At 70.2% G+C, this 22,286-nt stretch carries 18 protein-coding genes; 7 read left to right on the forward strand and 11 right to left on the reverse strand.

What is annotated here, in order from left to right; all coding sequences use genetic code 11:
- Positions 1 to 5 precede the first annotated feature (5 nt).
- Positions 6 to 1,181 (reverse strand): efflux RND transporter periplasmic adaptor subunit, encoded by a 1,176-nt coding sequence (locus AC3A6Y_RS13045; RefSeq protein WP_487868640.1) that lies wholly within the window; start codon positions 1,179 to 1,181, stop codon positions 6 to 8.
- A 104-nt stretch (positions 1,182 to 1,285) separates the two neighbouring features.
- Entirely contained in the window at positions 1,286 to 3,199 is a 1,914-nt protein-coding gene (locus tag AC3A6Y_RS13050; RefSeq protein WP_487868641.1) for a potassium transporter Kup, read from the reverse strand.
- Positions 3,200 to 3,259: 60 nt separating this feature from the next.
- Between AC3A6Y_RS13050 and hpnC the strand changes: the two genes are divergently transcribed.
- From hpnC to hpnE, 3 genes are read left to right on the forward strand one after another with little or no spacing between them, the layout of a single operon-like run.
- Positions 3,260 to 4,174, forward strand: a complete 915-nt coding sequence (hpnC, locus tag AC3A6Y_RS13055; RefSeq protein WP_487868642.1) for a squalene synthase HpnC — start codon at positions 3,260 to 3,262, stop codon at positions 4,172 to 4,174.
- Positions 4,171 to 5,010 (forward strand): presqualene diphosphate synthase HpnD, encoded by an 840-nt coding sequence (gene hpnD / locus AC3A6Y_RS13060; RefSeq protein ID WP_487868643.1) that lies wholly within the window; start codon positions 4,171 to 4,173, stop codon positions 5,008 to 5,010. Before hpnC ends, hpnD begins: the two co-directional genes overlap by 4 nt.
- Positions 5,007 to 6,281, forward strand: a complete 1,275-nt coding sequence (gene hpnE / locus AC3A6Y_RS13065) for a hydroxysqualene dehydroxylase HpnE (protein ID WP_487868644.1) — start codon at positions 5,007 to 5,009, stop codon at positions 6,279 to 6,281. The genes hpnD and hpnE overlap by 4 nt, the downstream gene beginning before the upstream one ends.
- A 73-nt stretch (positions 6,282 to 6,354) precedes the next feature.
- On the opposite strand, the gene AC3A6Y_RS13070 is transcribed toward hpnE, so the two are convergent.
- Entirely contained in the window at positions 6,355 to 7,080 is a 726-nt protein-coding gene (locus tag AC3A6Y_RS13070; RefSeq protein ID WP_487868645.1) for an HAD family hydrolase, read from the reverse strand.
- Between the two features lie 15 nt (positions 7,081 to 7,095).
- Between AC3A6Y_RS13070 and hemH the strand changes: the two genes are divergently transcribed.
- Positions 7,096 to 8,124 carry a ferrochelatase gene (hemH, locus tag AC3A6Y_RS13075; protein ID WP_487868646.1) on the forward strand — a complete coding sequence of 343 codons (1,029 nt, stop codon included), beginning with the start codon at positions 7,096 to 7,098 and terminating at the stop codon, positions 8,122 to 8,124.
- 12 nt (positions 8,125 to 8,136) lie between these two features.
- Here the strand turns inward: hemH and AC3A6Y_RS13080 are convergent, their stop codons facing one another.
- The 8 genes from AC3A6Y_RS13080 to AC3A6Y_RS13115 form a co-directional block, all read right to left on the reverse strand.
- Positions 8,137 to 8,643: a DUF1993 domain-containing protein gene (locus tag AC3A6Y_RS13080; RefSeq protein ID WP_487868647.1), complete on the reverse strand. Its 507-nt coding sequence runs from the start codon at positions 8,641 to 8,643 to the stop codon at positions 8,137 to 8,139.
- 46 nt (positions 8,644 to 8,689) lie between these two features.
- Positions 8,690 to 9,565 (reverse strand): alpha/beta fold hydrolase, encoded by an 876-nt coding sequence (locus AC3A6Y_RS13085; RefSeq protein ID WP_487868648.1) that lies wholly within the window; start codon positions 9,563 to 9,565, stop codon positions 8,690 to 8,692.
- Complete coding sequence (locus AC3A6Y_RS13090; RefSeq protein ID WP_487868649.1) at positions 9,562 to 10,626, reverse strand: branched-chain amino acid ABC transporter permease; 1,065 nt, start codon at positions 10,624 to 10,626, stop codon at positions 9,562 to 9,564. The genes AC3A6Y_RS13085 and AC3A6Y_RS13090 overlap by 4 nt, the downstream gene beginning before the upstream one ends.
- Positions 10,627 to 10,636: 10 nt before the next feature.
- The gene (locus AC3A6Y_RS13095) at positions 10,637 to 11,623 is read right to left on the reverse strand and encodes a branched-chain amino acid ABC transporter permease (protein ID WP_487868650.1); all 987 of its coding nucleotides are present in this window, start codon (positions 11,621 to 11,623) and stop codon (positions 10,637 to 10,639) included.
- Between the two features lie 19 nt (positions 11,624 to 11,642).
- Positions 11,643 to 12,371 carry an ABC transporter ATP-binding protein gene (locus AC3A6Y_RS13100; RefSeq protein WP_487868651.1) on the reverse strand — a complete coding sequence of 243 codons (729 nt, stop codon included), beginning with the start codon at positions 12,369 to 12,371 and terminating at the stop codon, positions 11,643 to 11,645.
- Positions 12,368 to 13,201: an ABC transporter ATP-binding protein gene (locus AC3A6Y_RS13105; RefSeq protein WP_487868652.1), complete on the reverse strand. Its 834-nt coding sequence runs from the start codon at positions 13,199 to 13,201 to the stop codon at positions 12,368 to 12,370. The genes AC3A6Y_RS13100 and AC3A6Y_RS13105 overlap by 4 nt, the downstream gene beginning before the upstream one ends.
- Positions 13,202 to 13,208: 7 nt before the next feature.
- Positions 13,209 to 14,405: a substrate-binding domain-containing protein gene (locus AC3A6Y_RS13110; protein WP_487868653.1), complete on the reverse strand. Its 1,197-nt coding sequence runs from the start codon at positions 14,403 to 14,405 to the stop codon at positions 13,209 to 13,211.
- Between the two features lie 267 nt (positions 14,406 to 14,672).
- On the reverse strand, positions 14,673 to 16,205 hold the full coding sequence (locus tag AC3A6Y_RS13115) for a sigma-54 interaction domain-containing protein (protein WP_487868654.1): 1,533 nt from the start codon (positions 16,203 to 16,205) through the stop codon (positions 14,673 to 14,675).
- A gap of 220 nt (positions 16,206 to 16,425) precedes the next feature.
- On the opposite strand from AC3A6Y_RS13115, the gene AC3A6Y_RS13120 reads away from it, so the two are divergent.
- Genes AC3A6Y_RS13120 through AC3A6Y_RS13130 form a run of 3 tightly spaced genes read left to right on the forward strand, consistent with a single transcriptional unit; the run spans position 16,426 to position 22,210 of the window.
- Positions 16,426 to 17,910 carry an efflux transporter outer membrane subunit gene (locus AC3A6Y_RS13120; RefSeq protein WP_487868655.1) on the forward strand — a complete coding sequence of 495 codons (1,485 nt, stop codon included), beginning with the start codon at positions 16,426 to 16,428 and terminating at the stop codon, positions 17,908 to 17,910.
- 14 nt (positions 17,911 to 17,924) lie between these two features.
- Entirely contained in the window at positions 17,925 to 19,079 is a 1,155-nt protein-coding gene (locus AC3A6Y_RS13125) for an efflux RND transporter periplasmic adaptor subunit (protein ID WP_487868656.1), read from the forward strand.
- Complete coding sequence (locus tag AC3A6Y_RS13130) at positions 19,079 to 22,210, forward strand: efflux RND transporter permease subunit (protein WP_487868657.1); 3,132 nt, start codon at positions 19,079 to 19,081, stop codon at positions 22,208 to 22,210. Before AC3A6Y_RS13125 ends, AC3A6Y_RS13130 begins: the two co-directional genes overlap by 1 nt.
- Positions 22,211 to 22,286: the final 76 nt, after the last annotated feature.

Below are 22,286 nucleotides of genomic sequence, written 5' to 3' on the forward strand. Positions count from 1 at the left end.
CGTCCTCAGCGGGTGGAGGAAACCGGGGTGACCCGGCCCGGCGCGTTCACGGCTTCCTGCGCCGCCGCAGCCCCGGCGGGCGCCGCCGTTTTCTCGCGGTAGATCGACACCTTCTGCCCCGGCGACAGCACATGCACGCCGGCCGTCACCACCAGCATTCCCGGCGTGAGGCCGCTGCCGATCACCGCCTCGTTGCCGTCTGCGGTGGCCACGTGCACCGGCTGCGAGCGCACCGTCATGCTCGCCTTGTCGAGCACCCAGACCGCGCTGCCCTTGCCTTCCTGGCGCAGCGCGCTGGTCGGCAGCTTCAGCACCGGCGTGCCGCTGCGCGACAGCGCCTGCGGGCGGGCGAAGACCGTGGAGCCCAGGGCCGGCGCCGTGGCGGCGTCGATCGCGACCTTGACGGTGTAGGTGCGCGTCACTGCGTCGGCACTGGCCGCCACCTCGCGCACCTTGCCTTCCAGCTCCTTGCCGTCGGACCAGCCGCGCACGGTCACCGGCGAACCCGGCTTGACCAGCGCGGCGCGGTCTTCCGGCACCGAGAAAACCACGTCGCGCGCGCCATCCTGCGCGATGCGCACGACCGGCGTGCCGGCCGTCACCACCTGGCCCGGCTCGGCCTCGATCGCCGTGATGATGCCCGGCACGTCGGCCACCAGCGTCGTGTACTGCGCCTGGTTGCCCTGCGAGGCCATCTGCGCCTGCGCCTGCTCGAGCTGGGCCTGGGCGGCCTTGTAGGTGCTCTCGCGCCGCTCAAGCTCGGCGGCACTGATGAAGTTCTGCTCGCGCAACCCGCGGTAGCGCTTGAGATCGGCCTGGGCGAGGTCGCGGTTGGTCAGCGCGGCGGCATGCTGGGCCCGGGCGGCCTCGGCCGCCAGCCGGTAGTCCTGGGGATCGAGTTGCGCCAGCACCTGGCCGGCCTTCACCTGCTGGCCGAGCTCGGCCTGCCGGCGGGTGATCTTGCCCGCCACACGAAAGCCCAGCCGCGATTCGATCCGGGGCCGCACCTCGGCGGAGAACTCGGGCTCGGTGTCGTAGGCGCTCGTGCCCACGGCCATCACCTTGACCGCGCGCAGCGGCTCTTCGGCGGGCGGGGGACGCGAACAACCCGCGAGCGCAAGGGCGGCCACAAGGAGCAGGCCAGCGTGACGGAAGGCGGGAAAAGCGGATGACGCGGTCATGGAGCACCCTGGGGAAGAACGATCGGGGTCATTAATGACCGGCCGGTTAGTAATTTAGGGTAAACGCGAACCGCTGTCAATGACGCTGGGATGCGTCGCGGTGCTCAGGTTCGCTGGCCGAGCTCCACCAGGCTGTTGCCGGGGATGCCGAAGTAGTCCGAGGCCCGCCCCGCATTGCGCTGCATCCAGGCGAACAGCGCCCGGCGCAGCGGGTTCATGCCCGGCAGCGGCTTGTCGCCCAGCGTGGCGCGCGAGACGAAGTAGGAGGTGCTCGTCGACTCGATCGCCAGCGTCTTCTGGTAGGCCAGGATGCGGATGAATTCGGGCACGTGCGCCCGCTCCATGAAGCCATGGCGCGCCGTCATGGCCCAGATGCCGTGGCCCAGGAAGCGCGCCTCGATGCGCTGCCTGGCGTCGACGCGTGGCGTATCGCAGGCCTCCACGCGCAGCAGGATCACCTGCTCGTGCAGCACCTGGTTGTGCTTGAGGTTGTGCAGCAGCGCATGCGGCACCGCATCGATGTCCGGGTTGAGGAAGACCGCGGTGCCGTGCACCCGATGCGGCATGCCGAGCGCCAGCGACGCCACGAAAGGTTCGAGCGGCACCTGCTGCGCCGCCGCGGCCGCCATGCCGAGGCGCCGCCCCTTGGCCCAGGTGGTGAAGATCAGCAGCGCGAACGCGGCCACGGCCAGCGTGAGCCAGCCGCCCTCCTGGATCTTGAGGCTGTTGGCCGCCACGAAGCCGAGGTCCACCGCCGCGAAGGCCAGCACGCCCAGCACCACCGCCACCCGGTTCCAGTGCCACAGCTTGAAGGCGACCACGCCGGCCAGCAGCGTGGTCGTGACCATCGTGACCGAGACTGCAATGCCGTAGGCCGCCGACAGGGCGCTGGAGCTGCGGAACCCCAGCACCAGCGCCAGCACGCCGGCCATCAGCAGCCAGTTGACGGTCGGCACGTAGATCTGGCCGATGGCCTCGCCGGAGGTCTGGACCACCCGCATCCGCGGCAGGTAGCCCATGCGCATGGCCTGCGCGGTCAGCGAGAAGGCGCCCGAGATCACCGCCTGCGAGGCGATCACCGTGGCCATCGCGGCGAGCACCACCATCGGCAGCACGCTCCAGCCCGGGAACATCCGGAAGAAGGGGTTGTCGACCGCCGCCGGATTGGCCAGGACCAGCGCCCCCTGCCCGAAGTAGTTGAGCGCCAGCCCGGGCAGCGCCAGGAACATCCAGGCCAGCCGGATCGGGCGGGCGCCGAAGTGCCCCATGTCGGCATACAGCGCCTCGCCGCCGGTGAAGGCCAGGAACACGGCGCCCAGCACCGCCAGCGACTGCGCATGGTGCGTCAGCAGGAAGCCCGCCGCCCGGCGCGGATCGAGGGCGGCCAGCACCTGCGGCTGCTGCAGCACCTGCCACAGACCTGCCAGCCCGATCACCAGGAACCACAGCAGCATCACCGGACCGAAGACCTTGCCCACGACGCCGGTGCCCTGGCGCTGTACCGCGAACAGGCCGACCAGGATCAGCAGGGTGATCGGGATCACGAAGGGCTTGAGCGCATGCGCCTCGACCTCCAGGCCCTCGACTGCCGAGAGCACCGAGATGGCCGGCGTGATGAGGCTGTCGCCGTAGAACATCGCCGCGCCGACGAGCCCCGAGGCGCCGATCGCCTTCCACACCCAGGGCCGCATTCCACTTCCGGCGACCGCGTTGCGCGCCAGCGCCTGCAGGGCCAGGATGCCGCCCTCGCCGTCGTGGTCGGCGCGCAGCACGAAGACCACGTACTTCAGCGTCACCACGAACATCAGGCCCCAGAAAATCAGCGACAGCAGGCCCAGCACCGCATCTGCGGAAAAAGCCACCCCATGGTCGGGATTGAGCGTTTCCTTGAAGGCATAGAGCGGCGAGGTGCCGATGTCGCCGAAGACCACGCCGAGCGCCGCGATCATCAGGCCGGGCCCGGCCTTGGCATGCGTGCCGGGATCGGCGGGGCTCAGCGTCTGCGCGGGAGAGGTCATGACAAAGGGGAGTGGCTGCGGCGCGACGATCGTACTGCGGGGTACACGACAATCCGCCGCGTGCCTTCCACGCCCAACCCTGCCGCCGCTGCGGCGCCCACGCACTACGAGAATTTTCCGGTCGCTTCCTGGCTGTGCCCGCCGCGGCTGCGGCCGCCGATCGCGGCGATCTATGCCTTCGCCCGCACGGCCGACGACATCGCCGACGAGGGCGTCGCGGCCGCAGCCCAGCGCCTCGAGGACCTGCACGCCTTCCGCGCCGAACTTGCCGCCGCGGCCCGCGGCGCCGCGACTTCGCCGCGCTGGCCCGAGGTCTTCGGCCCGCTCGCCAAGGCCATGCGCGACTTCGCCCTGCCCGAGTCCTTGCTGGCCGACCTGCTGTCGGCCTTCATGCAGGACATCGAAAAAACCCGCGACGCCGCCGGCTATGCCGACCGCGCCGAACTGCTCGACTACTGCCGCCGCTCGGCCAACCCGATCGGACGACTGCTGCTGCATCTCTACGGCGTGGACGACGCCCGCGCGCTCGCCCGGAGCGACGCCATCTGCAGCGCCCTGCAGCTGATCAACTTCTGGCAAGACTTGAGCGTCGACCTCCCGCGCGGCCGCCACTACCTGCCCGCGGCCGAAGTCGCGGCGCACGGCCTCGCGGCCGAGGATTTCGGCGGCTTCAGGCCGCTGGCGCCGGCTGCCCCGCCGCCGTCCGCCCTCGCGCTGGTTTCAGCCCAGGTGGCCTGGGCCCGCGAGCTGATGAACGAAGGCGCCCCGCTGGTGCATCGCCTGCCGGGCCGCGCCGGCTGGGAGCTGCGCTTCGTCGTGCAGGGCGGCTTGCGCATCCTCGACAAGATCGAGGCCCTGGGCTTCGATACGTGGTCGCAGCGCCCGACCATCGGCAAGGCCGATGCGCCGCTGCTGGCCTGGCGGGCCCTCCGGATGCGCAGACAATCCCCCGCGATGACGAGTTTTCCACGATGACGCCCGAGCAGTACGTCCAGGACAAGGCTGCCGCCTCGGGCAGCAGCTTCTATTACGCCTTCCTCTTCCTTCCCAAGCCGCGGCGCGCCGCCATCACGGCCTTCTACGCCTTCTGCCGCGAGGTCGACGACGTGGTCGACGAGGTCAGCGACCCCGGCGTCGCCGCCACCAAGCTGGCCTGGTGGCGCAAGGAAGTGGCGCAGGCCTTCGACGGCCATCCGCAGCATCCGGTGATGCAGGCGCTGATGCCGCACGCCGGCGCCTACGGCATCGAGGCGCGCCAGCTGCACGAAGTGATCGACGGCTGCCAGATGGACCTGGACCAGACCCGCTACCTCGACTTCGCGGCCCTCAAGCGCTACTGCCACCTGGTGGCCGGCGTGGTGGGCGAAGGCGCGGCGCGCATCTTCGGCCAGACCGACGCGCAAACCACCGCCTACGCCCACAAGCTGGGCCTGGCCCTGCAGCTGACCAACATCATCCGCGACGTCGGCGAGGACGCGCTGCGCGGGCGCATCTACCTCCCGGTCAACGAGCTGCAGCAATTCGACGTCAAGGCGCACGAGGTGCTCAACCGCCTGCATTCGGAGCGCTTCGTCGCCCTGATGAAGTTCCAGGCCGAGCGCGCCCATGCCGCCTACGACGAGGCGCTGGCCCTGCTGCCCCCGGCCGACCGCCGCGCGCAGAAGCCGGGGCTGATGATGGCCAGCATCTACCGCACCCTGCTGCGCGAGATCGAGCGCGACGACTTCCGGGTGCTGGACCAGCGCGTGAGCCTCACTCCCTTGCGCAAGCTCTGGCTGGCGTGGCGCGTGCAGGCCCTCGGCAGGTTGTGAAGACCGTCGGAATCATCGGCGCCGGCTGGGCCGGCCTGGCCTGCGCCATCGAGGCCACGCGCGCCGGCCACGCGGTGACCGTGTTCGAGGCCGCGCGCACCCTCGGCGGCCGCGCGCGGGCGCTGCCCGGGCAGCTGCCGGGCGGTGCGCCGGTGCTGCTCGACAACGGCCAGCACATCCTCATCGGCGCCTACAGCGCCACCCTGGGCCTGATGCGCGAGCTGGGCATCGATCCCGCGGCGGTGTTGCACCGCATGCCGCTGCGCCTGCGCTTTGCCGACGGCGGCGGCCTGGCGGTGCCGGCGGGCTGGCCGCCGCCGCTGGACCTCCTGGCCGGCATCCTCGGCGCGCGGGGCTGGTCGTGGCGCGACAAGGCCGCACTCCTGCGAAGCGCGCTCGCCTGGCGGGCGGGCCGCTTTCTCTGCGATCCGCTGACCTCGGTCGCCCAGCTGTGCGCCGGCCTGACGCCACGCGTGCGGCGCGAGCTGGTCGAGCCGCTGTGCATCTCGGCGCTCAACACCCCCATCGAACACGCCAGTGGCCAGGTCTTCCTGCGCGTGCTGCACGATGCCCTCTTCGCCGAACGCGGCGGCGCCGACCTGCTGCTGCCCCGCGTCGACCTCGGCGCCCTGCTGCCCGACGCGGCGGCGCGCTGGCTGGCCCGGCACGGAACGCGCGTCCTCGCCGGCACGCGCGTGCAGGCCATCGCCCGCGACAGCGCGGGCTGGCTGGCCGACGGCGAACGCTTCGATCGCGTGGTGCTCGCCTGCCCGCCCTGGGAAGCCGCGCGCCTCGCCGCCGGTGCCGGCCTGCTCGAAGCCGCGGCCTGGTCCCGATCGGCCCAGGCGCTGGCGCACGAAGCCATCGCCACCGTGTACGTCACCGGCGGACCGGCGCTGCCCGCGCCGATGCTAGCGCTGCGATCGTCTGCCGGCGCGCCCGCGCAGTTCGTCTTCGACCGCGGCCAGCTCGGCGGGCCGCCGGGCCTGCTGAGTTTCGTGGTCAGCGCCAGCAGCGAGGAACGCGAGGCGCTGCAGCTGCAGGTCCTGGCGCAGGCGCGCGAGCAGCTGGGCCTCGCAGGCCTGCAGCCGCTGCTGACGGTGATCGAGAAGCGCGCCACCTTCGCCTGCACGCCGGGGCTCGAACGCCCGCCGGCGCGCATCGCTCCCGGTCTCGTGGCCTGCGGCGACTACGTCGAGGGGCCGTACCCGGCGACGATCGAAGGCGCGGTGCGCAGCGGCAGGGCCGCGGGCGGCTTGGGCCCCGTGTGAGGCAGATGACCTCGCGTTCGGGCAGGGTACGCCGAGCGATGCGTTCAGCAGCAGGCCGCTGAGCGAGCGACGGTCAACCGGCCCCGAGGGCCATGCACAGCGCACGCAGATTCGGCACGATCAGCTGCGGCCGCGCGCCGTGCTCCCACGGCCGCTCGTCGCGCACCAGCCAGGCCGCCTGCATGCCGGCGCCGAGGGCGCCCACCACGTCCAGCGCTGCGTCGTCGCCCACGTGCAGCACATCCCCGGGCAGCAGGCCGACCGACGCGGCTGCGGCGCGGAAGATCGCCGCGTGCGGCTTGCCGCTGCCGAACTCGCGGGCACTGAAGGCGGCGCGGAACCAGCGCCCCACGCCGGCCAGGTGGATGTCGGCATTGCCGTTGGAGACCGCCACCAGCGGGTAGCGCTCGCTGAGCCACTCGAGCGCGGGCAAGGCGTCGTCGTAGAGCGTTACGCGCTGGCGCTCGGCGAAGAAGACCTCGAAGGCCGGGTCGGCCAGCGCCGGGTCCTCGTGCGCGCGCTTGAGCGCGGTGCGTATCGATTCGCGGCGCAGGGCGCTCAGGTCGTGGGCCAGGTCGGAACGCTCCTTCTCGGTGGCTTCGCGCAGCTCGCGCAGGACGCCGGGAGTGATGAGCAGGTTCGCGGTCTTCGGCGCCTCGCGCAGCAGCCATTCGTGGAGCACGCGCTCGGCGCGCTCGATGGTGGGCCAGATGGGCCACAGCGTGTCGTCGAGGTCGAGCGAGATCGCGGCGATGCGCTTCACGTCGAGCGACAGGGGATCGGGGGTCGCGAGGGCCATGGCCGAGAATAGCGCATGCCTTTTCGACCCGAAGCTCCTGCTGCCGCAACCAACCAGGAGCGCACCGCCGTGCTCTGGTGCAACCTCGGCTCGCCGGACGAACCGACGGCTCGCGCCGTGCGGCCCTACCTGGCCGACTTCCTGGGCGACCCGCGCGTGGTCGAGATCCCGAAGGCGCTCTGGGCACCGATCCTGTACGGCATCATCCTGCGCACGCGGCCTGCAAAGTCGGCCGCCAAGTACGCCGGCATCTGGATGCCCGAAGGCGCGCCGCTCAAGGTCTGGACGCAGAAGCAGGCGAAGCTGCTGGCCGGCTGGCTGGGCGAGCGCGGCCACAGGGTGACGGTGCGCGAGGCCATGCGCTACGGCCAGCCATCCATTGCGGCGCAGCTCGATGCGCTCACGGCCGAGGGCGCGACGCGCGTGCTGGTGCTGCAGGCCTATCCCCAGTACTCGGGCACCACCACCGCCAGCGTGATCGACGCCATCAACGCCTGGAGCGCGCGCATGCGACGCGTGCCGGCGTTCCGCTTCGTCAACGACTACCACGACGAGCCGCTCTACATCGAAGCGCTGGCCCGCAGCGTCGAAGAGCACTGGAGGCACCATGGCCGGCCGGACCGGCTGCTGATGAGCTTCCACGGCATTCCGGAGCGCAACATCCGCCTCGGCGACCCCTACCAGGCTCAGTGCCTCGCGACCGCGCGGCTGCTGGCAGAGCGCCTGAAGCTCGCGGAGTCGCACTACCGCATCACCTTCCAGTCGCGCTTCGGCCGCGCCAAATGGCTGGAGCCCTACACCGAGCCCACGCTGCGCGAGCTGGGCGCATCAGGGGTGGCGCGCGTCGACGTGCTGTGCCCTGGCTTTCCGGCGGACTGCCTGGAGACGCTGGAAGAAATCGCGATCGAGGGGCGCGACGCCTTCCTGCATGCGGGCGGCAAGGCGTTTCACTACATCCCCTGCCTCAACGACCGTGGCGACTGGATCACCGCGCTCGCGGCGATCGCGGAGCGTCACCTGAGCGGCTGGCCCACTCGGGCCTGAGACCGGCAGGCCTCAGAACCGGCCCAGGTAGTCCATCTTGCCCAGCGGCACGCCGCTGTGCCGCAGCACGCCGTAGGCGGTGGTCACGTGGAAGAAGAAATTCGGCAGCGCGAATTGCAGCAGGTAGCGCTGCGCGGTGAAGTTGAGCTCGTTGCCGCGCGCCTTCATCGTGACGGGCCGGTCTTCGAAGCCGTCGACCAGTGCGCGGTCCACGCTCTGCAGATACTCCACCGTTTTGGCGACGCGGGCCTGCAGTTCCGCGTAGGTGGTCTCGGTGTCGGGAAAGCTCGGCGCCGTGAGGCCGGCGATCCGCGCCGTGCCGAGCTTGGAAGCGTCGCTCGCGCTCTGGACCTGGCCGGCCAGCGTGTACATGTCGGGCGCGAGCCGCGCATCGACCAGCACCGCCGGGTCCTGGCCCGAGGCCTGCGCATGCGCGAGGCCCTTGTCGAGCAGATGGGAAAGCTGGCCGAGTCCGCGAAGGAAGACCGGGACCGAGATATCGTAGAACGAGAGCGCCATCGATGACTCCGAGTTGATTCGGCGTCGATTGTGGCGAGCTTGCCCCTTACGTGCCGGCGGCGCGCACAAAGGCCTCGATCGGGCCCAGATGCTCCGGCACATTGAGCGCCGGCGCATGGCCGCAGCCCGGCACCTCGATGATCTGCAGGCGGCCGGCTGCACCGGGTCCGCGGCGCTGCATCTCCACGAGCGTCCCGGGCAGCACCAGGTCCGATTCGGCGCCGCGCAGGCACAGCACGGGCGCCTCGATCGCATCGTAGTGCGGCCACAGCACATAGTCCTCCGGATGCACGACGAACTGCCGCACCATGGCCGGGTCGTAGTGCGGCGTCACCCGGCCGTCGGGCAGGCGCCGGGTCGAGGTCTCCGTGAGCCGCCGCCACTGCGCGTCGCTGAGCCAGCCGTAGGGCTTGTAGACCGTGCGGAAGAAGGCCTCGAGCTCGGCCACGGTGTCGAAGGCCGGCGGCTTGCCGGCATAGGAGCGGATGCGCTCGATGGCAGCTTCGGCGATCTGCGGCGCGATGTCGTTGAGCACCAGGCTGGCGATGCGTGCCTTCATGCGCGGCTCGAACAGCCCGCCCGCGCACACCAGGCCGATGGCACCGCCCATCGAGGTGCCGACCCAGTGCACGCGCTCGAGCGCCAGCGCATCGCACAAGCCGTTCGCCAGGCGGGCGTAGAAGGCCAGCTGGTATTCGTCGTCGGGCACCCGGCTCCACTGGCTCAGCCCGCGGCCGATGGTGTCGGGACAGATCACGCGGAAGCCGCGCTGCGCGAAATGCGCGGCCAGTTCGTCCATGTCGCGGCAGGTGCGCGCCAACCCGTGCCAGGCCACGATCACCGGGCCGCCCTGCCCGCCCCAGTCCATCCAGTGGATCTCGCGGCCGGCGATCTGCAGGTAGTTGGAAGTCGGTGTAGTCATCGCTTTGCTCTTGCTCGCAGGCGGCCGACGATGCCGGTCGGAAAGTAGTAGACCGACAGCACGAAGAGCACGCCCAGCCACAGCAGCCAGCGGTCCGGCGACAGCAGCGCCGCCAGCCACGACACGCTGCTCACGGCCTCGTTGCCCAGGCGCAGCAGGTCCTGCAGGTAGCTCTGTGCCACCACGAAGAGTGCGGCGCCGATGGCCGCGCCGTAGACCGTGCCCATGCCGCCGATCACCACGATCAGCAGCACGTCGATCATGATCTCGAAGGACAGCGAAGTGTCCGGCCCGTTGTAGCGCAGCCAGATCGCCAGCATCGCCCCGGCCAGCGTGGCGAAGAGCGCCGACAGCACCGAGGCGGTGGTGCGGTAGACCACCACCCGGTAGCCGATCGCCTCGGCACGGAACTCGTTCTCGCGGATCGCCTGCAGCACGCGGCCGAAGGGCGAGTTCACGATGCGCAACAGCGCCAGCACCAGCACCACCGCGGCGACGAAAAGCAGGTAGTAGCACAGCAGGCGGCCGTCGAGCGAGACGCCGAGGAAGGGCTCCTCGGCGAACTCGAAAGACGGCGAGATCAGCTCCGGCAGCCTGAAGGTCAGACCGTCCTCGCCGCCGGTGAAGTCCGACAGCTGCGAGGCCAAGGTCTGGAAGGCCGAGGCCACCGCCAGCGTGATCATCGCGAAGAAGATGGCCCGCACGCGCAGCGAGAACAGCCCGATCGCCAGCGACAGCAGCAGGGACACGGCGAGCGCCGCGCCCAGCCCCAGCAGCACCGCGCCCCAGCCCGGCCCCAGCCGCGTCGCCGAGATCGCGATGCCGTAGGCGCCGATGCCGAAGAACATCGTGTGGGCAAAGCTCACGATGCCGGTGTAGCCCAGCAGCAGGTCGAAGCTCGCGACCAGCACGATGAACACCAGCACCTTGGCCGCCACGCTCAGCGCCTTGACGCCCGGGAAGATGAAGGGCGCAAAGGCCAGCGCGATCAGCAGCGCGGCCAGCAGCACCGCCAGCACGCGGCTGCGCGGCAGGTCGTTGGACAGGAGTCGATTCAGCATTCGCCCGCCCTCACCGGCTGCTCGCCACGGGATACACGCCCTGCGGCCGCCACAGCAGGACCGCCACCATCAGCGCGATGCTGGCGAACTGCGTGGCCACGGGCAGCAGGAAGCCGGTGTAGTTGGTCATGAGGCCCACCAGCAACGCGCCGATCAGCGCGCCGGTGGTCGAGCCCAGGCCGCCGATGATGATCACGATGAAGATCAGCACGTTGACCTGCGCGCCCATCTGCGGGATGAGGTTCTGCTGGAACAGGCCCCACATCACGCCGCCCAGGCCGGCCAGCGCGCTGCCCACCACGAACACGCCGACGAAGAGCCGGCCGATGCGGTAGCCCAGCGACTCGACCATCTCGCGGTCCTGCACGCCGGCGCGGATGAGCAAGCCTATCTTGGTCCGGGCCAGCGTCCAGGCCAGCACCCCGAACACCAGGAGCCCGACCGCCACCGCGAGCAGGCGGTACTTGCTGATCGCCGCATCGCCCACCAGCAGCGAGCCGCGCAGGCCATCGGGCAAGGGCAGCGGGATCTGGCCCGGACCCCAGATGACCTTGATCAGCTCCTCGCCGATGATCATGCCGCCCATGGTGATCAGGATCTGCTTCAGGTGCTGGCCGTAGACCGGCCGCACGATGAAACGCTCGAAGGCCAGGCCGATCGCCCCAGCCACGGCCATCGCCACCAGCATGGCGGGGAACACCGCGACCAGGTTGCGCCAGACCTCCTGCGAGCCGGTCCAGTCGCCCATGCCGCCGAGCACCGCGCTGGCGACGAAGGCGCCCAACGCGATGAAGACGCCGTGGCCGAAGTTGAGCACGTCCATCAGGCCGAAGACCAGGGTCAGGCCCGAGGCGATGATGAAGACGATCATGCCCATGGCGAGGCCGGCGACGGTGAGGGTGAGCCAGGTGGAAAAGGAGCCGGTCAGGGGCAGCGCGAGGAGCGCGAGCACCGGGACGAGCAGGAGCGGCTTCCAATCGAAGTCGAGTATTTTCATGCGTCCCTTTCCTGCTTCCTCACAGGGCCAGCCCCAGCAGCGACCGCTGCAGTTCCTCATCCGCCGAGAAGGCCGCCATGCTGCCGCTGTGCACCACGCGCCCGTTGTCCATCACGGCCACGGCGTCTCCGAGCCGCTGCGCGAAGTGGATGTTCTGCTCCACCAGCAGGATCGTCACGCCGCTTTTCTTGAGCGCGTCGAAGGCCTGGATCATGTTGTTGATGATCGCGGGCGCCAGGCCCTTGCTGGGCTCGTCGACGATCAGCAGCTCGCGCGGCTCGACGATCGCGCGCGCGACGGCGAGCATCTGCTTCTGCCCGCCCGAGAGCTTGCCGGCCGGATGGTTCCAGAACTTCTGGACCGCGGGGAAGAGCTCGAAGATCCACTTCAAGCGCGCCTCGTCCATCTGCTCGGCGCGCTTCGCGCCGCGTGCCGCCAGCAGCATGTTCTCCTTGACGGTGAGGTCGGAGAAGATGCCCATGTTCTCGGGCACGTAGGCAATGCCCAGGGCGGCGACCTGCGGCGTGTGCAGGGCCGTGATGTCCTTGTCGCCGAAGCGCACGCGGCCTTGCGAGGCATGCCACAGGCCCATGATGGTCCGCAGCGTGGTGGTCTTGCCGGCGCCGTTGCGGCCGAGCAGCATGGTGAGCTGGCCCTTGGGGACGACGAGATCCACTCCATGAAGGATGTGGTACGCGCCGATGTGGGTGTGGACGCCTTCGAGTTGCAACATGCCGGGATGGCTCATGGCATTGCTCCTTCCCCCGCGCGGGGAAAGGCCGGGATGGGGGCGGTCACATGCCGCGAAGCGTCCTCGGCGCCGGCCGCAGGCAAGCCGAGGTACGCCTCCTGCACCACCGGCGAGGCAATCACCTCCGCCGGCTCTCCATCCGCCACCAACTGCCCGTTGTGCAGCACGATGATGCGGTCCGCCAGCTCGCGCACCACGTCCATCTTGTGCTCCACCAGCAGGATGGTCTTGCTGCGGTCCTTCTTGAGCGCGCGGATCAGGTCGAGGATCACCGGCGCCTCGGCCGCGTTCATGCCGGCTGTCGGCTCGTCGAACATGAAGACCTTGGGCTCCAGCGCCATCAGCAGCGCCACCTCCAGCTTGCGCTGGTCGCCATGCGGCAGGCTCGCGACCGTGGCGTGTTCCTTGGCCTTGAGCGCCACCTCGTCCAGGATCCGGTCGGCCCGCTCGGTCAGCGCGCGGTGGTCGCTCCAGATGCTCCACAGGTTGAGCCCGCGCCGGTGCGCCCCTTCCCGCGTGGCCTGCACGGCCAGGCGCACGTTCTCCAGCACCGTGAGGTTGGGAAAGAGATTGGTCAGCTGGAAGGCGCGCCCCAGCCCGGCACGCGTGCGTGCCGAGGCAGAAAGGCCCGACAGCACCTGGCCGTCCAGCGACACCGTGCCGGCGGTCGCCTTGAGCTGCCCCGAGATGAGATTGAAGTAAGTGGTCTTGCCCGCGCCGTTGGGGCCGACGATCGCGGTCAGCGTGCCAGGTGCGAAGCTGCAGCTGACATCGTTGACCGCGACATGGCCGCCGAAACGGACGGTGAGCCCGCGCGTCTCGAGCATCGGGAGATCAGCGCTTGTTCTTGACGGGGATGTCCATCTCCGACGCCTTGATCTCGTGCACCAGCTCCGGCACGCCCCAGGCGAAGGCAGGGTCGGCCTTGATCTTGAAGTGGTACATGCTCTGCAGCGCCTGGTGGTCTTCCTTGCGGAAGGTCATCGTGCCCTTGGGCGTGTCGAAGCTCATGCCTTCCATGGTTGCGATGAGCTTGTTGGTGCTGGTGTCGCCGCCCGTCTTCTTGAGTGCCGTCACCACCGCCATCGCGGCGCTGAAGCCGCCCGCAGTGAAGAAGTCCGGCGGCGTCTTGAATTCCTTGTAGTGGGCCGCGACCAGGGCCTCGTTCACCGGGTTCTTCGGGATGCCGAAGTAGTAGTAGGTCGCGCCCTCCATGCCCGGGAACTGCTTGTAGCTCGCCATGGCCGGCAGGATGTTGCCGCCGGTGGCGATCTCGATGCCGTAGCGTTTCAAATCCAGGTCGGCGATCTTGAAGGGGTTGCCCGCGCCGGCCCACACGACCCAGATCACCTTGCGGCCCGGCTGGTCCTTGAGCTTGTCGATCAGCCGCTGCGCACCGGCAGTGAAGTCGGTGGTGTTCTGCGGCAGGTACTCCTCGTGGACGATCTTGGCCTTCTTGACGGCGTCCTTGAAGGCCTTCACGCCGTCGCGGCCGAAAGCGTAGTCCTGCGCCAGCGTGGCGATGCTGACGCCGGGCTTGTCGAGCGCCACCGCGTTGCTGATCGCGTCCTGGCTGGAGTTGCGGCCGGTGCGGAAGATGTACTTGTTCCACTTGTCGCCGGTGATCGAATCGGCCACCGCGGGCTCGACCAGCAGGATCTTCTTGTACTCCTCGGCCACCGGCAGCATCGCCAGCGCAACGCCCGAGGAGGTGGGGCCCACCGCCAGCGCTGCCTTGTCGTCGGCGTAGGCCGCGGCCAGCAGCGACTTGCCGAGGTCGGGCTTGCCCTGGTCGTCCTTCTCGATCACGGTCAGCTTCTTGCCGTTGACGGTCATGGTGCCGCCGGTGGCGTAGTTCAGGCCCATCATGAAGCCGGTCTGCGTCTGCTTGCCGTAGGCTTCCAGCGGACCGGTCTTGCTGTAGATGTGGGCGATGCGGATCTCGTTGGACTGGGCCAGCGCGGGCGTGCTCAGCGCGGAAGCGCCCAGCGTGGCGATCGCCGCGAGGGCGACCAGATGGCGACGGTGCATTCTTTGTCTCCTGAAATGGATGACTGAATATTGCACAGTCCGTGCCAGGCGCAAATGAGGAAGAAGCACGGGACTTTCCCTTGCGTGCCGAGTGAAAAGCCTGGAATCAGTACATTCGAGTTGCCCTCGTTTTAGACAATTGCACGTTTATCAGTCAGGGTTTTCCAGACCTGCTGTCAGATGACGCCGTCCAGCGGCTGGAAGTTGGGGCGGCGAGCCCTGCAAGTCGAGGAGGCTTCGCGTGCGACCTTGCCGCCCAGGGGTCGCTCAGTCCGCGCCGTCCAGTCGCTCGTAGAGGGTCGCGCGCGAGATCTTCAGGAGCCGCGAGGCCGCCAGCTTGTTGCCGCCGGTCGCCGCCATCGCCGCGGCAATGGCCCTGCGCTCCAGCTCCGCGACCTGCTCGGCCAGCGGACGCAGCAGCAGCGCCTTGTCGTCGGCTGCGGTCGCCCCCGGCGCTGTTTGCAGCGGATCGGGCGCCGCGATCTTCTCCTGCCCGGTCTCGCGCAGGATGCGCTCCAGCTGCGCAGCGTCGATGCGCTGCGAGTCGCTGCGCATGGTCACCTGTTCCAGCACGTTGCGCAGCTCGCGGATGTTGCCGCGCCAATGCTGCGCCGCCAGCAGCGCCAGCGCATCGGGCAGCAGCTCGGGCGGGGCCTCGCCGCTGCGCAGCGCCATGTCCTCGCCCAGGGCCTCGACCAGCGCAGGGATGTCCGCGCGCCGCTCGCGCAGCGGCGGCACGCGCACGGGCAGCACGTTGAGGCGGTAATAGAGGTCCTCGCGAAAACGCCCTTCCCTCACCAGCGCCGGCAGGTCGCGCGAGGTGGCGGCGATCACGCGCGCATCGAAGGGCACCAGCTTGTTCGAGCCCAGCGGCTCGATCTCGCCCTCCTGCAGCGCGCGCAGCAGCTTGGCCTGCAGGGCCAGCGGCATGTCGCCGATCTCATCGAGGAAGAGCGTGCCGCCGTCGGCCAGCTTGAACTTGCCCTCGCGCGCCTTGCGGTCGGCGCCGGTGTAGGCGCCGGGTGCGACGCCGAAGAACTCGGCCTCCAGTAGCGTGTCGGGCACGGCCGCGATGTTCACGCTGACGAAGCTGTGGCGGGCCCGCGCCGAGGCGGCATGAATCGCATGCGCCAGCAGTTCCTTGCCGGTGCCGGTCTCGCCCAGCAGCAGCACCGGGCTGGAGGACTGCGCGGCGCGGCGCGCATGGCGCTTGACCTCCACCGCCGCCGGGCTGGAGCCGATGAAGCTGGCGAAGGTGTATTTCGATCGCCGCTGCCCCTCGGCCGACTGCTGCCAGAGCGGGTTGTTGCGCTGGGTGGCCAGCTCGCGCCGTGCGTCGTCGAGGTCGCGCTGCAGCAGCGCGAACTTGCTGATCAGCGGCTTCAGCGTGTCTTCGGGGTGGTCGAAGAGCACGATGCCGATGGCACCGATCACCGCGCCGGCCGCCCCGTCGTCGCGCTCCTCGCGCAGCGGGAGGCGGCTGACCACGAAGGTGCCGGCCTTGTTGGTGAGCAGGTCGATCAGGATCGGCTCGCCGGTCTCCAGCACGCGCTGCATGAGCGTGTTGGGCACCACCTCCTCGACCGGGTGGCCGAGGAACTGGTCGATGGACGAGAAGCCCAGCGCCGGCAGGAAGCGGCGGTAGCCCTCGTTGACCCAGACGATGCGGCCGCCGCGATCGACCAGGAACATGCCCTGGCTGATGCTGGAAAAAAGATGAAACATCGAGCGCGCTGCCAGCGCCAGGATGCCTTCGGCATCGAGCGGCAGTGCGGCTGTGGGCGCGGTGATGGCTGACATGGCGGGATCGTAGCCTGTGCATCAATGGACGCCTCCAACGTCATCAATGGCGCTGGCGCAACTGGCTACGATGCAGGGTTATTCGATCTGCAGTAGGGGCTTGATTTGCGGAGCGCGCAGTCTTGCTATGCTGCGCGCCTTGCCCGGCCCACCCGGCTGCACCCGGCGCCAGCGACGCGACCTACCCGATCGCCAGCCACGCCACTTTTTGCGGAACCTCATGAGGAACTCCCGGCTTCGAGCGCTGAGCTTTGCGCTCCCTTTCGCGCTCCCTTTGGTCTTCTCGGCCTGCACGCTCCCACGCCCGCCGGAGAAGGTCACGGCCCCGACACCCCCGCAGTGGCGCACGCCCCTGCCCCATGGCGGCTCGCTGCCCGTGCTGGCCGACTGGTGGCGCCAGCTCGACGATCCGCTCCTGGTCGAGCTGATCGACGCGGCCCAGGCCGTGAGCCCCAATGTGGCCAGCGCCGCCGCGCGCATCGCCGAGGCGCGCGCGTCGCGCGTGGCGGCCGGCGCGGCGTTGGCGCCCAATCTCACCGCCAATGCCTCGGCCACGCGCAGCAACTCGCCCACCAGCGGCTTCGGCGGCCTGGGGGGCACCGGCAGCGGCTCGGCGAGCACCTCGATCCCGGCGATCACCACCCTCCAGGCCGGCCTGCAGTCGAATTGGGAGATCGACCTCTTCGGCGGCCTGCGCGCCACCCGCGACGCCAGCCAGGCCCGGCTCGACAGCGCCGACGCCAGGTGGCACGAGGCACGGGTGTCGGTGGCGGCCGAGACGGCCAACGCCTATTTCGGCGAGCGTGCCTGCCGGCGCCAGCTCGCCGTGGCGACTGCCGATACGCAGTCGCGGGCCGAGACCGCGCGCCTCAACGATCTGTCGGCGCGCGCCGGCTTCACCGCGCCTGCGGATGCCGCGCTGGCACGCGCCGGCGCCTCCGACGCCGCGGCCCGACTGACGCAGCAGCGCGCGCAATGTGCCCTGCTGCAGCAGTCGCTGATCGCGCTGACCGGCATCGATGCGCCCACGCTGCAGGCCCGGCTCGACGCCGCGCCGGTGGACCGCGCGCTGCCGGCCGTGCATGCGATCGCCAGCGTGCCCGCCCAGGTGCTGGCCCAGCGGCCCGACATCTACGCGGCCGAGCTCGGCGTGGCTGCCGCCAGCGCCGAAGCCGGCTCCGCGCTGGCGCAGCGCTTCCCGCGCCTGACGCTGCAGGGTTCGATCGGCCGCCTGCAGTTCCGCACCAGCGGCTTGCGCGACACCGTCGACACCTGGAGCATCGGCCCGGTGGCACTGTCGGTGCCGATCTTCGACGGCGGCGCCCTGGCCGCCAATGTGGACGCCGCGCGGGCGCGCTACGACGAGGCCGTGGCGCTCTACCGCGGCAACGCCCGCCAGGCGGTGCGCGAGGTCGAGGAGGCGCTGATCAACCTGCAGAGCACCGACCAGCGCGCCGGCGATGCCGACACCGCAGTGCAGAACTACCAGGCCTCCTTCGATGCCACCAGCGCGCGCTACCAGGGCGGGCTGGCCAGCCTGTTCGAGCTGGAGGATTCGCGCCGCACCCTGTTCGCGGCGCAGACCTCGCGCGTCGCGCTGCAGCGCGAGCGGGCCGAGGCCTGGGTCGCGCTCTACCGCACGACCGGCGGCGGCTGGGCGCGGCCCGGTGCCGAGACAACCAACACCTCGTCGATCGCGAAGTAAGTGAAGTGGCTCCCATGACAAGAATGAAGCGTTCCACCCTCCTCATCATTGCCGCCGTGCTGGTGCTGCTGCTCGCGGCCGCCGCCTTCCTGTTCACGCGCGGCAAGCCCGCGGAGCAAGGCGCCGCCAAGCCCAAGGAGGCCGCCGCCCAGCCGAGGCCGGCGCTCACGGTGACGGTGGCCCGGCCCGAGACCAGCGAGCTCACCATCACGCTGGCCGCCAACGGCAATGTCGCGGCGTGGCAGGAGGCCAGCATCGGCTCCGAGTCCAACGGCCTGCGGCTGGCCGAAGTGCGTGTCAACGTGGGCGATGTGGTGAAAAAGGGCCAGGTGCTCGCGACCTTCTCGCCAGAGACGGTGCAGGCCGACGTGGCCCAGGCCCGCGCGTCGCTGGCCGAGGCCAAGGCGACGGCCGCCGATGCGGCCGGCAACGCCGCGCGCGCCCGCACCCTGCAGGCCACCGGCGCCCTGAGCCAGCAGCAGATCAACCAGTACCAGACGGCCGAGCAAACCGCCAAGGCGCGCGTCGCGGCGGCCGAGGCCATGCTGGCCGCGCAGCAGGTGCGCGGCCGCAACACGCAGGTGCTGGCGCCGGACGACGGCGTGATCTCCTCGCGCACGGCCACCGTGGGCAGCGTGCTCAGCGCGGGCACCGAGCTGTTCCGGCTGATCCGCCAGGGCCGTCTCGAATGGCGCGCCGAGGTGACCTCGGCCGAGCTGGCTCGCGTTGCCGTGGGCACCCCCGCCGTGATCACCAGCGCCAGCGGCGCCCAGGTCAGCGGCAAGGTGCGCAGCATCGCGCCGACGGTGGACCCGCAGACGCGCAATGCCCTGGTCTACGTCGACATCCCGGGCGTGCAGCAGACGAGCGCCGTCAAGGCCGGCATGTTCGCCCGCGGCGAATTCCAGCTCGGCCGCAGCGGCGCCTTGACGGTGCCGCTGGCGTCCGTGGTGCCGCGCGACGGCTTCAACCACCTGCTCGTGCTGCAGCCCGACAGCCGCGTCGCCCAGCTGAAAGTCGAGACCGGCCGCCGCGTGGGCGACCGCATCGAGATCATGACCAAGCTGCCGGAAGACGCACGCATCGTGGTCCAGGGCGCCGGTTTCCTGAACGACGGCGACCTGGTCCGGGTGGTGGATGCGCTGCCGGCGAAGCGGAGTGCGCCCTGATGAACGTCTCCGCCTGGTCCATCCGCAACCCCATTCCGGCGGTGATGCTGTTCGTGCTGCTCACCTTCGCCGGCCTGCTGTCCTTCAACGCGATGAAGGTGCAGAACTTCCCCGACATCGACCTGCCCACGGTCACGGTCTCGGTCGCGCTGCCGGGCGCGGCGCCCTCGCAGCTCGAGAACGACGTGGCGCGCAAGATCGAGAACTCGATCGCCACCGTCCAGGGCCTCAAGCACATCACGTCCAAGGTGCAGGACGGCGCGGCGACGATGATCGTCGAGTTCCGGCTCGAAAAGCCGGTGCAGGAAGCCGTCGACGACGTGCGCTCGGCGGTGCAGCGCGTGCGCGCCGACCTGCCGGCCGACGTGCGCGACCCGGTGATCAACAAGCTGGACTTCGCGGCCCAGCCCGTGCTGGCCTTCACCATCGCCTCTTCGCGCATGGACCCGGAGGCGCTGAGCTGGTTCGTCGACGACACCGTGACCAAGAAGCTGCTGGCCATCAGCGGCGTGGGGGCGGTCAACCGTGTGGGCGGGGTCACGCGCCAGGTCCACGTCGACCTCGATCCGGGCCGGCTGCAGTCGCTGGGCGCGACCGCGGCCGACATCTCGCGCCAGCTGCGCCAGGTGCAGACCGAGAGCGCCGGCGGCCGCACCGACCTGGGCGGCAGCGAGCAGCCGGTGCGCACGCTGGCGACCGTGCGCTCGGCCGAGGAGCTGCGCGACATGCAGATCCCGCTGTCGGACGGCCGCAGCATCCGGCTCGACCAGGTCGCCCGCGTCTCCGACACCATCGCCGAGCCGCGCGCCGCCGCCCTGCTCGACGGCAAGCCGGTGGTCGGCTTCGAGGTCGCACGCAGCCGTGGCGCCAGCGAGGTGGAGGTGGGCGCCGCGGTGCAAAAGACATTGCGCGATCTGCGTGCCCAGCATCCCGACATCCAGCTCACCGAAGCCTTTAATTTCGTCGACCCGGTGCAGGAGGAATACGACGGCTCGCTGCACCTGCTCTACGAAGGCGCGCTGCTCGCGGTGCTGGTGGTCTGGCTGTTCCTGCGCGACTGGCGCGCCACCTTCGTCTCGGCCGTCGCGCTGCCGATGTCGGCCATCCCGGCTTTCGTCGGCATGTACCTGCTGGGCTTCTCGATCAACGTCGTCACGCTGCTGGCCCTGTCGCTGGTGGTGGGCATCCTGGTGGACGATGCGATCGTCGAGGTCGAGAACATCGTGCGCCACCTGCGCATGGGCAAGTCGCCCTACCAGGCGGCGATGGAGGCGGCCGACGAAATCGGCCTGGCGGTGATCGCCACCACCTTCACGCTGATCGCCGTGTTCCTGCCCACCGCCTTCATGAGCGGCGTGGCCGGCAAGTTCTTCAAGCAGTTCGGCTGGACCGCTTCGCTCGCGGTGTTCGCCTCGCTGGTGGTGGCGCGGATGCTCACGCCGATGATGGCGGCCTACATCCTGAAGCCCCTGGTGGGCGCCGAGAAGGAGCCGCGCTGGCTCAGCTTCTACATGCGCCTGGCCGAGCGCAGCCTGCGGCACCGCTTCACCACCATGGTGCTGGCCACCCTGTTCTTCTTCGGCTCGATCGCGCTGATCCCGCTGCTCAAGACCGGCTTCATTCCGGCCGACGACAACTCGCAGACCCAGGTCTACCTCTCCCTGCCGCCGGGCGCGACGCTGGAACAGACCCTGGCCACGGCGGAGGAGACGCGCCGGCGCGTGATGGGGGTGGAGCACGTGAAGAGCGTCTACACCACCGTGGGCGGCGGCAGCGCGGGCGGGGACCCCTTTGCCAGCTTCGGCACGCCGGAGACCCGCAAGGCCACGCTGACCATCCAGCTCGCGCCGCGCGGCGACCGCCCGCGCAAGCAGGGCATCGAGAACAACATCCGCAAGGCGCTCGAAACCCTGCCCGGCGTGCGCACCACGGTCGGCCTGGGCGGCTCGGGCGAGAAGTACATCCTGGTGCTGACGGGCGAGGAGCCCACCGCGCTCACCGCCGCGGCGCGCGCGGTCGAGAAGGACCTGCGCACCATTCCCGGCCTGGGCAACATCACCTCCACCGCCAGCCTGATCCGGCCCGAGATCGCGGTGCGGCCCGACTTCGCGCGCGCCGCCGACCTGGGCGTCACCAGCTCGGCCATTGCCGAAACCCTGCGCGTGGCCACGCTGGGCGACTACGACCAGGCGCTGCCCAAGCTCAACCTGGCGCAGCGCCAGGTGCCGATCGTGGTCAAGCTGGAGGATTCGGCGCGGCAGGACCTGTCGCTGCTGGAACGCCTGACCGTGCCCGGTGCGCGCGGCCCGGTGATGCTGAGCCAGGTCGCCAAGCTCACGATGGAGGGCGGCCCGGCGGTGATCGACCGTTACGACCGCTCGCGCAACGTGAACTTCGAGATCGAGCTCTCCGGCGTCGGCCTGGGCGATGCCAAGACGGCGGTGGAGGCCCTGCCCTCGGTGCGCAACCTGCCGCCCGGCGTGCGGGTGGCCGAGGTGGGCGACGCCGAGATGATGGGCGAGCTGTTCGCCAGCTTCGGCCTGGCGATGCTGACCGGCGTGCTGTGCATCTACATCGTGCTGGTGCTGCTGTTCAAGGACTTCCTGCACCCGGTGACGATCCTGTGCGCGCTGCCGCTGGCGCTGGGCGGGGCCTTCATCGGCCTGCTGTTGGGGCAGCAGGCGCTGTCGATGCCCTCGATGATCGGCTTCATCATGCTCATGGGCGTGGCCACCAAAAATTCGATCCTGCTGGTGGAATACGCCATCGTGGCGCGCCGCGACCATGGCATGAGCCGCTGGGAAGCCCTGCGCGACGCCTGCCACAAGCGCGCGCGGCCCATCATCATGACCACGCTGGCCATGGGCGCGGGCATGGCGCCCATCGCCTTCGGCCTGAGCGCGGCCGATTCCAGCTTCCGCGCGCCGATGGCGATGGCGGTGATCGGCGGGCTGATCACCTCCACCGTGCTGAGCCTCCTGGTGGTGCCGGCGGTGTTCACCTACGTCGACGACATCGAGCACTGGCTGCACCGCATGGTGGCGCGCATCCGCGGGCGCAAGCCCGATCCGGCCGATGCACCGGAAGGGCCGCCGCCGCTGCAGCGCGCAGAGCAGCCGGCGGCGAACTGAGACCGGGCCGGGGCGCGCGCTGCGCCTACCCGCACTCGCTGCACGCTCGCACAGCGCGGCGGCCCGCGCGGTGCGA

The organism is Variovorax sp. Soil_C_17, assembly GCF_057657265.1.

What these genes read in the sequence shown, in the direction of transcription:
- AC3A6Y_RS13130 (WP_487868657.1), top strand. Translation starts at nt 19,079, where the DNA reads ATGAACGTCTCCGCCTGGTCCATCCGCAACCCCATTCCGGCGGTGATG.
- AC3A6Y_RS13125 (WP_487868656.1), top strand. Translation starts at nt 17,925, where the DNA reads ATGACAAGAATGAAGCGTTCCACCCTCCTCATCATTGCCGCCGTGCTG.
- AC3A6Y_RS13095 (WP_487868650.1), bottom strand. Translation starts at nt 11,623, where the DNA reads ATGAAAATACTCGACTTCGATTGGAAGCCGCTCCTGCTCGTCCCGGTG.
- AC3A6Y_RS13110 (WP_487868653.1), bottom strand. Translation starts at nt 14,405, where the DNA reads ATGCACCGTCGCCATCTGGTCGCCCTCGCGGCGATCGCCACGCTGGGC.
- hpnD (WP_487868643.1), top strand. Translation starts at nt 4,171, where the DNA reads ATGACGCCCGAGCAGTACGTCCAGGACAAGGCTGCCGCCTCGGGCAGC.
- AC3A6Y_RS13115 (WP_487868654.1), bottom strand. Translation starts at nt 16,205, where the DNA reads ATGTCAGCCATCACCGCGCCCACAGCCGCACTGCCGCTCGATGCCGAA.
- AC3A6Y_RS13105 (WP_487868652.1), bottom strand. Translation starts at nt 13,201, where the DNA reads ATGCTCGAGACGCGCGGGCTCACCGTCCGTTTCGGCGGCCATGTCGCG.
- AC3A6Y_RS13070 (WP_487868645.1), bottom strand. Translation starts at nt 7,080, where the DNA reads ATGGCCCTCGCGACCCCCGATCCCCTGTCGCTCGACGTGAAGCGCATC.
- AC3A6Y_RS13080 (WP_487868647.1), bottom strand. Translation starts at nt 8,643, where the DNA reads ATGGCGCTCTCGTTCTACGATATCTCGGTCCCGGTCTTCCTTCGCGGA.
- AC3A6Y_RS13100 (WP_487868651.1), bottom strand. Translation starts at nt 12,371, where the DNA reads ATGAGCCATCCCGGCATGTTGCAACTCGAAGGCGTCCACACCCACATC.
- hemH (WP_487868646.1), top strand. Translation starts at nt 7,096, where the DNA reads ATGCCTTTTCGACCCGAAGCTCCTGCTGCCGCAACCAACCAGGAGCGC.
- AC3A6Y_RS13085 (WP_487868648.1), bottom strand. Translation starts at nt 9,565, where the DNA reads ATGACTACACCGACTTCCAACTACCTGCAGATCGCCGGCCGCGAGATC.
- AC3A6Y_RS13120 (WP_487868655.1), top strand. Translation starts at nt 16,426, where the DNA reads ATGAGGAACTCCCGGCTTCGAGCGCTGAGCTTTGCGCTCCCTTTCGCG.
- AC3A6Y_RS13045 (WP_487868640.1), bottom strand. Translation starts at nt 1,181, where the DNA reads ATGACCGCGTCATCCGCTTTTCCCGCCTTCCGTCACGCTGGCCTGCTC.
- AC3A6Y_RS13050 (WP_487868641.1), bottom strand. Translation starts at nt 3,199, where the DNA reads ATGACCTCTCCCGCGCAGACGCTGAGCCCCGCCGATCCCGGCACGCAT.
- AC3A6Y_RS13090 (WP_487868649.1), bottom strand. Translation starts at nt 10,626, where the DNA reads ATGCTGAATCGACTCCTGTCCAACGACCTGCCGCGCAGCCGCGTGCTG.